Here is a 13709-nt window from a genome sequence, read left to right on the forward strand (position 1 = left end):
ATCTACACTTCCGCCGATGGCACTAGGTTTGGGACGGCGCGCCCGCCCGCCCGCTCTTTCCGACGTACCAGACAACGGTGAGCAGCAAAAAGTGCGATGGGTGCCAGCGGCCAGCCAATCCAATAGGCTAGTTCTGGCGCACGGCCCACGCCGCGGCTCAATGTAACGTCAAATGCGACGCGCTGCGATTCGGTATGCGAATCGGCAACCGAGACGGTGACGTTCCAAGGACCGGACTCGTCCCAGCGGCCGAGCGCCGACAATAACAGCTTGTTCGTTGCGTCGGCGGTTGTCGCCCGGGCGCGAACTAATTTACCCGTCGCGACGTGGCAAGCATCGACCGTCACGGCAACATCGCGTGCGACCTGGCCGGTGGCCGTCTCCTGCACCAGAACGCTGACGTCGACCATGCCGCTAGCGGGCGGCGTGGGAGACGTGAAGACCGCGATGCGCCACGGACCGGCCTGCTCGTTGACGCGCAGCCGACCACCATCGGCCCGCACGAACGCGCCGCCCATTGACCATAAAATGAATATCAGTGGATAGACGATTGTTTTCCAAGCGTTGATCATCCGCCACCCCCTGCAACTCCACCACCGAATGATGGGATCGTCCCGCGCATTTCCATAGGTTGCAGCAAGATCCAGACACCCAGTCCAAACAGCACGAGCGACAAGGCCCACCACGGCAGTGCCGCGACCGCGGGCCGTTGCCGGCTTTTATCGGACTTCGTCGCAATCAGATAAACCAGATACAGCGAAGCCAGCAAGCCGAAGTCCAAGATCATGATCTCGGCACGCACGAGCCAGGCGGGCGGCTCGACAGCACAGCAGCTTCGCACCAGGCGATCGGCCCCGGTGATGTGCCACCCCCAGTCTGACAAGAAACGCATGCCGGCCGGAATGAAAGCCAGTGCGCCGGTGGCAAGATGAAAACCGTAGTGCGCCAACCACATGGCGGCTCCCAGCGGCGTCAAGGCGGCGGCAAACCGTGTCGCGTTTTGTAACGTTGTCTCGGCGCTTCCGCTTCCTTGCTTGCTGCACGCGGCACTGGCGAAGATCGCCACCGCCGGCAGGGCAAGCAAACTGAGTGCCAGGTAGCCTGATTCGATCGTTATGCCTGATAGGCCGAAGGCTTCTCCGACCCGATCTTCGGCGGCCACAATCGGTGCGATCATCCCGCCGGCATTGGCGAAGGCCGCGAACAACAGCAGCAGCGACAGCGCGGCGACATCCGTGCGTCCTGCCGCCTCATCCATAGGCCGCATGCTGAACGCGGCACCTGAGGTGGCGATGGGCATCGTCGCCAGCACGCCAATATTCGTCGATGGGCAAGCCTGCACGCAATCCAGGCAGAACGTGCAATCGAGATTGCCGGTCTTGCGCGGCGCGAACAAGTGCATCTCGCAGCCGCGCACATCGGGCCCGCCGCGGATACATTCCTTCGTACGGCATGTCGCGCACACCTGCGGTTCGTGGACGCGCACTTGCCAAGGCGAAACAAGTGACTGCACAAACTGAAACTGGCCAATGGGACATACATATTTGCAGAACGAAGCGTCCCGAAACATCATGTCGACGGCGAACGCACTCACGAAATAACCGACCACGATCCAGGCCGTCCACCACGGGCTGCTCCACAGATCGAGCGCCTCGTATGCCCAGAAGAAGACGAGCAAAAGTCCCACCGCAAGCCATTTGGACCGCAGCCGGGCGGGCCACTCGCGGGCGGGGGACAGCCACCGCCGCGCGATGGAGCGCGGCAGCGTAAAGGGGCAGGCCATACAAAACCAGTTGCCGGCGGTCAGGAGCGTCAATACGACCAGTCCGCGCCAATGAATCCAAGGCAGCACGCCGGCCAGATTCAAAGAGGCCACCTGCGTGCCGGTCAGCCCATCGACAACAATCACTGCCGCGATGCCCAAAAGCAAGACTTGCAGAATCCGCCGTGTCGCGGAGTGACGAAGCGTGCGCCCTAGCACAGGCACGCGCAACAAATCAAACGCGGCCGGATGTTGCGCCGTATCCTGTATGGCCACGACGAGCGAATCCGCACTTACCGCTCGAACGACGGGCACATGCGGGCGCAGAGGAGCAATCATTTCGGTCAGCGAAACAATCGGTAGTGACTCGCCGCGCGAAATCGCTGCGATCGTCGCGACAACTGCCTGTGACGGCACGGGACGCCAACCTGGTTCTTCGTGTCCGGCATTTGGTATATCGCGTGCCGCACTTCGAGCAAGTGAACGAGCGTGCGGATCGGTTCGCCTCTCGCTGTGGCGAACTCGGGCAAGTACTTCGATCGCGGCGGGCTGCTGGCGGCCATACAAGAGGGTGAAGCCCAGATACACAAGCGGGATCAGATAGGCGATAAGTCCGGCGACCCACATCATCGCACCGGCCATGGCCTGATCCGTAAGCGCTGAGAGGCCGAAGACGCGCGGCACGGCTTCGTAGCGTGGGTAGATTACACGGTCGGCGAATGTAAGAAAGGCACAAACGACCGTCGCCGGCATCGCCGCCAGAAACAAGTACGGTAGCATCGCGACCCGCGGCCATACCGCCTGGCTAGGATAAGGCTGCACGACCGGCCACCAGAACAACAGCGCACTTGCAAAAAAACAGGCGTGCTCGACGCGATGCCAAAAATCGGATGCCAGCGCCAACTCGTAAAACCAGGGAATGTGCCAAACCCATAGCACGACAGTGGCGACCGACCAGGCAACGGCCGGATGCGTGAGTGCCCGCAGTGCGACGCGAAATGCGCGCCACTGCACGATCGGCATGATCCAGTATTCCAGCACGGGGGCCGGCAGGCCGTGCATGAATGGCAGCTGCGGCGCGGCCCAGCAGATGAGCGGCGGCGCTACGAACATCAGCAACAAGTGCTGCGCCATGTGGACCGACAGCAGCAGACCGGCGAACGGTTCGAGCGGCGAACAAACCGCCAACAGCAGTGCCACGTTCCCGGCTACGAAGGCCGCCAGCTGCGCGGGACCGAATTGCGCACTGCCGCGGCGTGCCAAGGCCCGCCAGCCGCGCCCGTAGATAATGACCGTCAGGACACAGCCGCCTATGGTCCACGGCGCCGTGGGCCAGGAACTCAGAAAGGCGGCGACGGTCGGGTTCATAAACGATGCGCCTCGCTGGATTCTCAGCGCGCGGCGGCGTCGGCCGCCCTCGGCGACGGTTCGCCCGGAGTTTGCAGCGTTCCTAGGAACGATACCAGCGCTTCAACCTCGGCCGGCGCCAGTTGCTTACCATAGGCCGGCATATTGCCACCCCCTTGAATCACCTGGCGAATCAATTCATCGCGCGTCAATCGTGAGGCGACTGTGGTCAGGTCGGGGCCGCGCTTTCCTCCCTCACCATCCAGTGCATGACAGTTGCGACAGGTCTTGTTCTGGAGCACGGCGGCGCCTTGGAGTTGCAGCGGCGCCAGGTCCTTGACCATGTGCGGCGGAATTGGCGTGCCGCTCCAAGCAGTCATGTCGGGCGACCAGGGAGCCACGGCGCCAAGCCACGCCAACACACCGTAAGTGACAAACAGAAGCACGACGGAAAGAACTGCCACCGGCCGGCGGCGCGGACTGCGCTCGCCCCGGCTGGCCACGAACGGCAACAGCACCAGCCCCGCGACAAGCACCAGGGGCATCACGAGCATGATCGCCGTTTCCATTTCAGGCGGCGACAAAGCCAGCAGCGCAAACAGCGGCAGAAAGTACCAATCGGGGCGCGGCTCGGCGGCTACCAATGTGGGGTCGGGCGGGCCATTGGGACCTTTGGGGCCAAACGAAATTGCCAGTGCAAAAACGACCAACACCGCCAGCGCCGAGAAAAGCGCATCCTTGCTGACGTCGTAAGGAAAAAAAGGCTCTCCCTCGGCCAGGTCACGTTCGTATTCGGCCGCATAGGTCTTTGGATCGACAACCTTGCCAGGCACAGGCCGCGACGATATTCCCTGGCGCACTACCAGATACAAATGCGGAACGAGCACGAAGATCGTCAGCGCCGGCAGGATAAACACGTGCAAGCCGAAGAAACGACTGAGCGTTTCACCCCCGATGTTTGGTCCGCCCAATAGCACATGAACAAGCGTGGGTCCGATGACCGGTACTCGACCCATCATCGCCGCACCGACACCGATCCCCCAGTAGGCGTCTTGATCCCAGCGCAAAACCTGGCCGGTAAAGGCCAGGCCCAGCGTGAGAAACAGCAGTCCCACGCCCAGTAGCCAGGTCAGCTCGCGTGGGTATTTGAATGCTCCCATCAGAAAGACGCGCGTCGCGTGCAGCGCCAGCATGACGACCATGCCCGAGGCGCTCCAATAATGGACCGCCCGCAACAGCCAGCCCAGCGGCTGCTCGTTGTTCAAATACAGCAGACTGGTGTAGGCATCGTTCGCGGCCGGCACATAGACCACCGCCAGGCAGATGCCTGTGATGATTTGTAGCGTGAACATCGTCAGCGTGGCGCTACCGAACACATAGAACCATCCCAGGCCGCGCGGCACCGGATGGGTCAGAATTGGCCATACCGCGCTGCGCAATCCAAGTCGCAGGTCGAGCCAGGAAAATACGGTGCCGAATGGGGATCGCATGCTCGAACTCCGTTTAGGCGGGCTCCTGCAAGGTGGGGAGCCGGCCGGCGCGAATCGACAGTCGACCTTCTTTAACACGATTTTCGTAAGCAAATAGTCCACGCGGCGGCGGCCCCGACGCGTGGCTGCCGTCTTCGTAGTACACGCCGCCGTGACAGGGGCAGAGAAACAATCCCGATTGCGGAAACCACGATACGGGGCAACCCAGGTGCGTGCAATTGACCGAGAACACCTGAAATTTTTCGCCGCCGGTGCGGCGCACATAGGCCGCCAATCGCTGCGTTTCGCCATCCCACGGCCGGCTAAGTGGATCGACGAAGTCGATCAGCCGCGTCTGTTGCTCGGGAAACTTCTCGATCGGTCCCAAATCGATCCATTCGTTTTTGGGCGTGCGCAAAATCGGCGACAATAAGTAACCCAAAATCGGCAGCCCGGCAGCCGTCGTCGATAGCGCTCCGAGGATCGCGCTCAGCCAACCCAGAGCTTGCCGGCGATGAGGGCTGGGGAGCGCCTCGTGCGCAGGATCGCGTACTTGATCTTCGTGTGTCGTCATTGACCACCCGTCGCGGCTGCCGCTTGAGGAATTTCTTCATGCGCCTGTCGCCAAGAGCCCAATAAGGCCACCATGTCGGCGATCTGTTGATTCGAGAGGGGCTGCCCGGCAGGTAGCAAATCGCCCAAGCGGCGATAATCGGGCATTCCCAAATCGCGCCGTCCCGTGATCACGATGCGCCGCAGGGCCTGATCGCTGATCAGTGTCAGAAAGGCGCGATCGCGGATAGGTCCTGCTTCCTTGCCACCCTGGCCGCGCGGCCCATGACAATTGCCGCAGACCGAAGCGAACACCTGCAGGGCCGCTTCACGGTTCTCTGATGAAGGAGCCTCGCCCGTGCCCGCCTGTGCCAGATAGTCGGGTAGTGGTCCCGGCCCCACTCCTTCGCTCGAGCCCCACTTTGAGCGGATGCCGCGCACCAGGATGCCGATCTGCTCGTCGGTCAGTTCGCCGCCATGTTCGCGGGCAAATGCAGGCATCAACGTCGCCGTTCGCCCTTCGGAAACGACCCGCGTGAACTCGGTCTCGGGAATAATCGCCAAAAACAGCGGATCGGCAAGTGGCGGGGCAGCGCCCAACTCTCCCTCAGCGCCGTGACAACCCGAACAGTTCTGCGCGAACAGTGTGGCGAAGTCGTGTACCTCCGACGGTCGCTCGTACTTTACGTGCGCATCGCGCCGGCCGCAGCCCGTCAACATCAACAGGGCCAGCGCACCGCTGAGGCAGGCTTGCCGCGAAGCATTGCGCGGATTCGATAATTGGCCGAGGAGGCGATGTTTCATCTTGGCGGCGACCCCGTTTCGTTGCCGCTGCCGCGCCCGGTCTGGCCCACGGATACCGTCTTTGAATGGACGACGACGAAACCTGCTGTCAGCCCATAAACCACTTGCGATGCCACGAACCAGGGCCAATCCACGCGCGCGTTCATCACCGGATTCAAAACGCCCATAAAGCTGTAGACCCCGCCGGTCCACAGTAGCGGCGCCACGATGCCACCCCACAAAGCGGGCCAGCGCGGCAGCGTCGGCAACAGCATGCCATAAATCAATCCTGCTCCGGCGGAAACCATGCCATGAATGACCAGTCCCAGTGCCAGGGCGGTGCCGTCGAATCGCTCTAACTCGGCATTGTCCGCCGTGGCGAACGCCGGCATGAGCATGGCCGCCAATAGATTCACCGGATACCAAATCCCCCGGCCGCTGACGACACCATAGGCAAGCGCCACGCCCGACATAGCGATGCCGCCGACGATGCCGCCCCACACGCTCGACGAATAGGGATGGATCTGCGCCGGCACTTGCATGCGACGAATAAAACTCGTCGGCCGCGGCGCGACGGCGATGATCGCCTTGGCAATCGGTTGCGGGCGCATTTCCATCGCCACCAGAGCGTGTTCGTGCTCGCCACGTCCTGGCAGAAGCTGCAACACCCAGACCGCCACACCCCACAGCAGCACCACGGCACCCAACGCCGACAGGACCAGGTTCGTGACGATGCCCGCCGCCAGCAGCGTGGCGCCCAACGACAAGACCAGCGGCGCAGCGGTGGGTACGGGCATGACGATCGATTCGCCTACCTCGTCGCCGTGTGCGTTGTGCTGACCCTGCGAATTCATGCCGACACACTTTCCTATTAACGGCCGAAGACGTACACCACGGCAAAGACGACGATCCATACCGAATCAACAAAGTGCCAATACCAAGAGATCACGTCGAAGCCGTCGGAATGCCGCTGCGAGACAAAGCCCGGCAACGACAGACAGAACATCAGCGTGAGCAACAGCAGCCCGACGGTGACGTGCAAGCCGTGAAATCCGACCAGTGTGAAGTAGGTCGTGCCAAAAAGATTGCGGCTGATCGTCAGCCCATGCTCGAAGATCAACTCGTGCCATTCCACGGCTGTTCCCACCAGAAACAGCGCGCCCAGGATGATCGTGGCCGCCAACCAGGTGCGAAACGTGCCGGCCCTCCCGGCACGTAACGCGGCGTGCGCCAGGTGTACCGTAACGCTACTTGCCACCAAGGCGGCTGTGCCCGCGATCACCAGGGGCAAGCTCAGCACCTCGGCGGGCGTGGGCCCGGATTTTGAAGCGCCCAGGTACGTCAAATAGGCCACGATCAACGTGCCGAAAAATGCCGCCTCGGAACAGAGAAAGCAGACCATGCCGACATGCGTGCGGTGCGTGGCGTCGAGATCCGCCGCGCCCGAACCGCCGTCTAGCGCGCGCGCCGTCGCGATCCCGCTCGTCAGGCTGGCATCGTTCATGTGGGCTTCCTACTGACGATGATCATGATTCATGTTCCCAATCCGGATCTTCGGGATGTTTAAGATCCCACAGCGGGCGGCGGCTGCGGACCAGCGGGATTTGTTCGAAGTTGTAAGGCGCCGGCGGCGACGTGGTAGCCCACTCCAGCGTCCAGGCGTCCCACGGATCATCTCCGGCCGGGGCGCCTCGTCGCACCGAGTCAAACAGATTCCAAAAAAAGACGGCGAAGCACACGGCCAGCATCGCCGCACCCACGGTCGAGAGTTGATTCCAAATGGTCCACCCGCGATCGGCCGAGTACGTGTAAATCCGCCGCGGCATTCCCAACAGCCCCGCAATATGCATCGGAAAGAACGTCAGGTTGAAGCCGGCCAGCATCAACCAGAATTGCCAGCGGGCCAGACGCTCGTCCATCATGCGGCCCGTCGCTTTGGGGAACCAATAGTAGAAGGCCGCCATGATGGCAAACAGGCTGCCGCCGAACAGCACATAATGAAAATGACCGACCACGAAGTACGTGTCACTCACCTGCCAATCGATGGGCACCGCGGCGAGCATGATGCCGGTCAGTCCGCCGATGAGGAACATGGCCAGGAACCCCAGCGCAAAGAGCATGGGCGAGGCCAGCACCAGCTTGCCGCCGTAGATCGTGGCGATCCAGTTGAACATCTTGATCCCGGTCGGCACGGCGATCAGAAACGAAGCTCCGGAAAAGATCGCATCCAGCGCGTCGCTCATACCCACGGTGAACATATGGTGGGCCCACACACCCATCGAGAGCACTCCAATGGCCACGGTGGCGGCGGCCACCGATTCGTAGCCGAAGATCACCTTGCGTGAAAAGACCGGCACCACTTCGGAAATAATTCCGAAGGCCGGCAGCGCCATCACGTACACCTCGGGATGGCCAAAGAACCAGAACAGATGCTGCCACAGAATCGCCGAGCCGCCGGCCTGCGTGTCGAAAAAGTGGGCTCCCAAGCTCCGGTCCAATAGCAGCATGATGATCGCGGCCGTCACCGGGGGCAGCGCAAAGATCAACAGGATGCCGTCGAACATCATCATCCACACGAACAGCGGCACCTTGCCCAGCGACATGCCCGGCGCTCGCATGGTCAAGATCGTGGTGACCAGGTTTACCGCCGTGGCCAAAGTTCCGATCCCGCTGATCAAGATTCCCAAAATCCAATAATCGGTGCTGGTGCCGCGCGAGAAGGCGTATTCCGTCAGCGGGGCGTAGGCGAACCAGCCGACATCCGGCGCGCCGCCGGCCAAAAAACTGAGGTACGTCACCGCGCCGCCAAAGGCGAACATCCAGTAGCTGAACGCATTCAGCCGCGGGAATGCCATGTCGCGCGCGCCGATCATCAGCGGCACCAGGTAGTTGCCGAACCCAAACAACATCGGCATCACGACGAAGAAGATCATCGTCGTGCCGTGCATCGTGAACATCTGGTTGAAAACTTCCGGGCCAACCAAATGGGAATCGGGCTTCCACAACTGCGCGCGGATTACCAGCGCCTCGAGCCCTCCCACCGCCAAAAACACCAGGCTCGTGACGATATACAAAATGCCGATCTGCTTGTGATCGACCGTCGTCGCCCAGCTGGGCGCGTGAGCCACCGCGGGGGGCGAAATGTCGGCGGCGGAGGATTCCCACACGGCCATGGTGACCGATTCCAGTGCAGCTAACGTAAAGATTCCAAATAACCGACGATCAGATCCACGTCTTCCCCGCTCAAGTGCATATTGGGCATCTTCGATCCCGGCTTGATCGTGTCGGGACCAGCGATCCAGGCCCTCAATTGGTCGTGATCGTTCTGTGTTGCGCCAGCGGCCAGGGTGCGGCGCGCCATCAAATGCGTCAAATCGGGTCCCACCGTGCCGCGGGCCGTGGTGCCGCGCACGGTGTGACAGTTCACGCATCCCAGGGCCAGGAATCGATCGCGCCCTGCGCTGTCGGTGTCGACAGCCGGCTTGCGCTCGTTCTCTTGCCAGCGGCGAAAGTCGTCTTGTTCCTCGGCCACGACCAGCAGCTTCATGTTGGCGTGTTGTGTTCCGCAGAACTCGGCGCATTGACCGTAGAAAGTCTCCGGCTCGCGGCTGTCAAACCACATGCGGTTCGTGTTTCCGGGAATCAAGTCGGTCTTGCCTGCCAGCCGCGGCACCCAGAAGCTGTGGATCACGTCGGCCGACAACAATTCGAGTTCGACACGGGTCGTTTTGCCGTCGGTTCTGGCCGGCACGTGCAATTCGTTGGCGGTGCCAAACGCGGCCCGCGGGTCGTCATTGGGATAGACGATCTCCCACCACCACTGATGCCCAATAACTTGCACGCGCAGCACAGGGCCGTCGTCATCGTCGTTGCCGTCTTGCGCTTCAACCACGCTGCGCACGACAACCAGGAACAATACGAAGACGATCAACAATGGGGCGACTGTCCAGGCGACTTCCAGCGGCGCGCTGCCGTACACCTGGGCCGGCTCCGGGTCGGTCGAACCGGGGCGCCGACGAAATCGCACGGCCGAATAGATGAGCACTCCTTCGACCAGCACGAAGATCGCGCCGGTGATCCCCAGTACCAGGTTAAAAAGGTCGCGGATCGAAGTGGCAGGCTGTGCCGCCGGCCGAAAGACCGACAGATCTTCTGCCTGCGCGAGAGAGGAGTGCCCTAGTGCGAGAAGCACCAACAGCGGCATCCAGCAACTTGCCAGGCACCGACACGCGCTCGCCCCATGGCCAATTCCTTGCTGCGCTTCGCTCATCGTTCCTTGACAGCGATCGAGGGCTTCGCAGAGCGTTTTGCCAAGCTCCGCGGTTCGGTCCCACCGTGAAATCGCGTGCAGTGTACCGCTTTGACGAGCCTCCGCCAAGCAACCGCCCGCCGGTATCAGGAGAACGGCAAAGTCTCTGGGTGGCGGGGGTCGAGCGGCTACTCCCCGCCGAACGCCGGCGGGACTTAATTTCACTGGAGTCTGATTTGAATGCGATAGCCGAGGAGTTGCGTCGAGCCGGCCGAAGCTAAAATGTCGGGCGCTGTAGAAGGGGATGATCGCTTCCCGTTTCATTTCGCCCCGAATCGAGCTCTCGATTTACGCCCCACGCGGCCCCCTTAACGATCTGTGGCATAAGCTTGGATGGGGGGTTCTGTTCGTCATGGTGAACTTGATCCCAGCGGCGCCGTCTCTGTTGCGGTGTCAATACTCTCCAGCTAGTGCCTAGCAGGGTCCCGCAGTTACTAAAGACGCTGAGGTGGTCGTGCTCCTTAAGCCGAGAACCGTGGATGCCGTAATTCGGGCCGCCCCCTGGTGCATGTGTGGCGGCGCGGCTCTTTTTTTTGGCCGCGTTTATGTGGGCACTCCGTCTCTGCTGAGCGGAATATTCTTGTTCTCCCTGGGCATATACGCAGTGCCGTTCCGGTCGTGGCAGCGTGAACGCGGTCTGTGGATGTTGTCGGCATTTTTCTTGGCGATGGTTCTGCCGATCTACGCGGTCTTCCTGTACGCATCGATGATTACAGGACTCGGCGGCGCGGTTGTTAAAAACGCTTGGACGATGCTGGACTTCGTAGCGGGCACGTTAGTTTTGTTGTTGCTGGTTCGGTTCCTGCTGACCTTAGCGCTGCTCAATGGACGGCTGTCATTCAACACGCGCCGGCGCGCATCCGCGCGTCCACTTGTCGTTCGATAAGATCAATAGCAGGAGCAGCGAGAGAATCCGGGGCGTGCCGGATTTGTACCCTCTTGCGTCCCACTGCTCCTGCGGCAGAGATTGGGTCCTAATTCATGTTTTCGCAACCCATCCTCGCTGGTACGGCGGGGCGTGTAGGGCGACATTTCTAACGAATCTTCGGAATGGACGGTCCCCGCAGCCGGCGCGAGCCGCGGCGAGCCCCTAGCGGCGTCAAGCAACGGTCGCGCCGGCGGCGTAAACTATCAGGCCTGAAACTACCGAGTGGTCGCGGCCGCACGGGCGGGATAACTTGTTTGATTTATTTCTCGACGCAATCGCCAAACGACTTCGGAGGAACTCCGCGTGGCCTTGATCCTCAATCAAAATCCCGCCACCGGCGGACCCGGAATCGAGCCGCGCTGGACGCGAGCCAACAAGGACGGAATCGGCACCGCTTACTCGAACCTCAGCCACGTCTGGTTCACGATCTCGCGTGGGGCGGTCAACGAAGTCTCGTACCCCACGATCGATCGGCCGCAGATTCGCGACTTTCAATACCTGGTTACCGACGGCGCGACGTTTCTTCATGACGGACGCCGCGGGGCACTTCACACCACGGAATATCTCGACGAGCACGCGCTCGGCTACCGTATTACTACTTCGTGCCCGGAAGGGCGTTATCGCCTGGTGCGCGAAATCATCGGCGACGCGCATCATTCCTGTCTGATCGTGCGGACGCGGCTCGACGCTCCGGAGGATTTGCGCGACACGTTACGACTCTATGCGCTTTTGGCTCCTCACTTGGACGTCGGCGGCTGGGGCAACAACGGGAACGTGGTCAGCACCTCGCGCGGCAACGTTCTTACCGCCAATAAAAACGGCCTGTGGTTAGCCATGCAAGCCTCGATCCCGTTTCTCAATACCTCCTGTGGGTATGTGGGGGTGACCGACGGCTGGCAGGATCTGGCCCATAACTACCGCATGGATTGGAAATTCGATTCCGCGCCTAACGGCAATATCGCCTTGACGGGCGAATTGGATCTGCGGGCCGGACACGATTTCATGATGGTGATCGCCTTTGGTCACAGCTTGCACCAGGCATTGGTCTCGCTCACGCAATCGTTGGTTTGCCCCTTCGAGCAGCATCTGGAGCGCTACATCGACCAATGGAACCGGGCCGGCGAACATTTACGCGCCGATCCGGTGCGCGTGACCGGCGACGAGGGACGGCTGTACCGCGTCAGCCACTCGCTGATCCTGGCTCACGAGGACAAGGTCTACGACGGTGCCACGATTGCCTCGCTGAGCACCCCTTGGGGCGAGGTGATGAGTGACGACGACCTCGGCGGCTATCACCTCGTGTGGACACGCGATATGTGCAATAGCGCCACCGGGCTGATGGCGGCAGGTCATACCTCGCCGCCGCTGCGGGCTTTAACCTATTTGGCATGCTCGCAGTGCCCCGACGGCGGCTTTTTCCAGAATTTCTGGCTCAGTGGCGAGCCCTATTGGCGCGGCGTGCAATTGGACGAAGTCTCGTTTCCTATCATGCTCGCGTGGCGCCTGCACAGTGCCGGGGGCCTGGAAAACTTCTACCCCTGGCCCATGGTATGTTGCGCCGCGGGCTACCTGGTCGAACATGGACCTGCCACGCCGCAAGAACGCTGGGAAGAAAACGGCGGTTACTCGCCGTCGACGTTGGCAGCGAACATCGCGGGCCTGGTTTGTGCCGCGTGTTTTGCCCGCGACCGGCACGATGAAACCACGGCACGATTTCTGGAAGATTACGCTGACTTTCTGGAAAGCCACGTCGATCGGTGGACAGTCACGACGCAGGGCGAGCTGGTGCCAGGCATTCCGCGACACTATATCCGCATCCATCCCGTGGCCATCGACGATCCCCTGGCGGACGAGGATCCCAACCGTGGCTGCCTGGAGCTGCGCAATCAAGCGCCGGGTGCGCCCGCTTCTTTTCCGGCGAGAAATATCGTGGATGCCGGATTCTTGGAGTTGGTTCGTTACGGCATTCGCAAGCCGGGCGATCCGCTGATCGAGGATTCGCTGCAGGTGATTGATGCCGTGCTCAAATTAGAGACACCGCTTGGACCTTGTTGGCACCGTTACAATCATGATGGCTATGGCCAGAAACTTGACGGTGGTCCCTTTCAGGGCTGGGGCCACGGCCATGCCTGGCCGCTGTTGACCGGCGAGCGCGGTCACTACGAATTGGCGGCCGGCCGCGATCCTACTCCCTACATCCACGCCATCGAACGCTTTGCTACTTCGACGGGCCTGTTGCCGGAACAGATTTGGGATCAGCCCGACAAACCCGAGGCGCTGCTGTACTTTGCCCGCGAGACCGGCGCCGCGATGCCGCTGGTTTGGGCGCATGCGGAGTACATCAAACTAGTCCGCTCGGCGGCTGATGGACGCGTGTTCGACCTGATCGAGCCCGTGGCAGATCGATATCTCTCCGGAGTGCAGCGCGAACCCATCGAGATCTGGAAATTCAATCGCCGCGTCCGCAGCATGGCCAGTGGCACCAGGCTGCGTGTCATCGCATCGATTCCCTTCCGCCTGCACTGGTCTGCCGATGAATGGCAGAATTGCAAAGATACG

The 13709-nt window shown here is 61.5% G+C and carries 11 protein-coding genes; 2 read left to right on the forward strand and 9 right to left on the reverse strand.

Features of this window, described 5'->3' with window-relative positions:
• Positions 1 to 2: 2 nt before the first annotated feature.
• Genes VGG64_18830 through coxB form a run of 9 tightly spaced genes read right to left on the reverse strand, consistent with a single transcriptional unit; the run spans position 3 to position 10183 of the window.
• Positions 3 to 572, reverse strand: a complete 570-nt coding sequence (locus tag VGG64_18830; GenBank protein ID HEY1601663.1) for a hypothetical protein — start codon at positions 570 to 572, stop codon at positions 3 to 5.
• Complete coding sequence (locus VGG64_18835) at positions 569 to 3130, reverse strand: cytochrome c oxidase assembly protein (protein ID HEY1601664.1); 2562 nt, start codon at positions 3128 to 3130, stop codon at positions 569 to 571. Before VGG64_18835 ends, VGG64_18830 begins: the two co-directional genes overlap by 4 nt.
• A gap of 23 nt (positions 3131 to 3153) precedes the next feature.
• Positions 3154 to 4599: a cytochrome b N-terminal domain-containing protein gene (locus VGG64_18840; protein HEY1601665.1), complete on the reverse strand. Its 1446-nt coding sequence runs from the start codon at positions 4597 to 4599 to the stop codon at positions 3154 to 3156.
• A 13-nt stretch (positions 4600 to 4612) separates the two neighbouring features.
• Complete coding sequence (locus tag VGG64_18845) at positions 4613 to 5152, reverse strand: Rieske 2Fe-2S domain-containing protein (GenBank protein ID HEY1601666.1); 540 nt, start codon at positions 5150 to 5152, stop codon at positions 4613 to 4615.
• A complete protein-coding gene (locus VGG64_18850; protein HEY1601667.1) occupies positions 5149 to 5934 on the reverse strand; it encodes a c-type cytochrome in 786 nt (261 codons plus the stop codon). Before VGG64_18850 ends, VGG64_18845 begins: the two co-directional genes overlap by 4 nt.
• Positions 5931 to 6767 (reverse strand): hypothetical protein, encoded by an 837-nt coding sequence (locus VGG64_18855; protein ID HEY1601668.1) that lies wholly within the window; start codon positions 6765 to 6767, stop codon positions 5931 to 5933. Before VGG64_18855 ends, VGG64_18850 begins: the two co-directional genes overlap by 4 nt.
• 17 nt (positions 6768 to 6784) lie before the next feature.
• A complete protein-coding gene (locus VGG64_18860; protein HEY1601669.1) occupies positions 6785 to 7417 on the reverse strand; it encodes a cytochrome c oxidase subunit 3 in 633 nt (210 codons plus the stop codon).
• Between the two features lie 22 nt (positions 7418 to 7439).
• A complete protein-coding gene (gene ctaD / locus VGG64_18865; protein HEY1601670.1) occupies positions 7440 to 9086 on the reverse strand; it encodes a cytochrome c oxidase subunit I in 1647 nt (548 codons plus the stop codon).
• A 20-nt stretch (positions 9087 to 9106) separates the two neighbouring features.
• Complete coding sequence (gene coxB, locus VGG64_18870; protein ID HEY1601671.1) at positions 9107 to 10183, reverse strand: cytochrome c oxidase subunit II; 1077 nt, start codon at positions 10181 to 10183, stop codon at positions 9107 to 9109.
• 619 nt (positions 10184 to 10802) lie between these two features.
• Between coxB and VGG64_18875 the strand changes: the two genes are divergently transcribed.
• A complete protein-coding gene (locus VGG64_18875) occupies positions 10803 to 11108 on the forward strand; it encodes a hypothetical protein (GenBank protein ID HEY1601672.1) in 306 nt (101 codons plus the stop codon).
• Positions 11109 to 11453: 345 nt separating this feature from the next.
• The coding region (locus VGG64_18880) for a glycoside hydrolase family 15 protein (GenBank protein ID HEY1601673.1) at positions 11454 to 13709 on the forward strand (2256 nt) is incomplete at its 3' end.

It is taken from the genome of Pirellulales bacterium, assembly GCA_036490175.1.
Lineage (GTDB): Bacteria > Planctomycetota > Planctomycetia > Pirellulales > JACPPG01 > JACPPG01.

Excerpts from the sequence above, each read along its gene's own strand:
- VGG64_18855 (HEY1601668.1), bottom strand. The coding sequence starts at position 6,767 with ATGAATTCGCAGGGTCAGCACAACGCACACGGCGACGAGGTAGGCGAA.
- VGG64_18835 (HEY1601664.1), bottom strand. The coding sequence starts at position 3,130 with ATGAACCCGACCGTCGCCGCCTTTCTGAGTTCCTGGCCCACGGCGCCG.
- coxB (HEY1601671.1), bottom strand. The coding sequence starts at position 10,183 with ATGAGCGAAGCGCAGCAAGGAATTGGCCATGGGGCGAGCGCGTGTCGG.
- ctaD (HEY1601670.1), bottom strand. The coding sequence starts at position 9,086 with ATGGCCGTGTGGGAATCCTCCGCCGCCGACATTTCGCCCCCCGCGGTG.
- VGG64_18860 (HEY1601669.1), bottom strand. The coding sequence starts at position 7,417 with ATGAACGATGCCAGCCTGACGAGCGGGATCGCGACGGCGCGCGCGCTA.
- VGG64_18845 (HEY1601666.1), bottom strand. The coding sequence starts at position 5,152 with ATGACGACACACGAAGATCAAGTACGCGATCCTGCGCACGAGGCGCTC.
- VGG64_18830 (HEY1601663.1), bottom strand. The coding sequence starts at position 572 with ATGATCAACGCTTGGAAAACAATCGTCTATCCACTGATATTCATTTTA.
- VGG64_18850 (HEY1601667.1), bottom strand. The coding sequence starts at position 5,934 with ATGAAACATCGCCTCCTCGGCCAATTATCGAATCCGCGCAATGCTTCG.
- VGG64_18840 (HEY1601665.1), bottom strand. The coding sequence starts at position 4,599 with ATGCGATCCCCATTCGGCACCGTATTTTCCTGGCTCGACCTGCGACTT.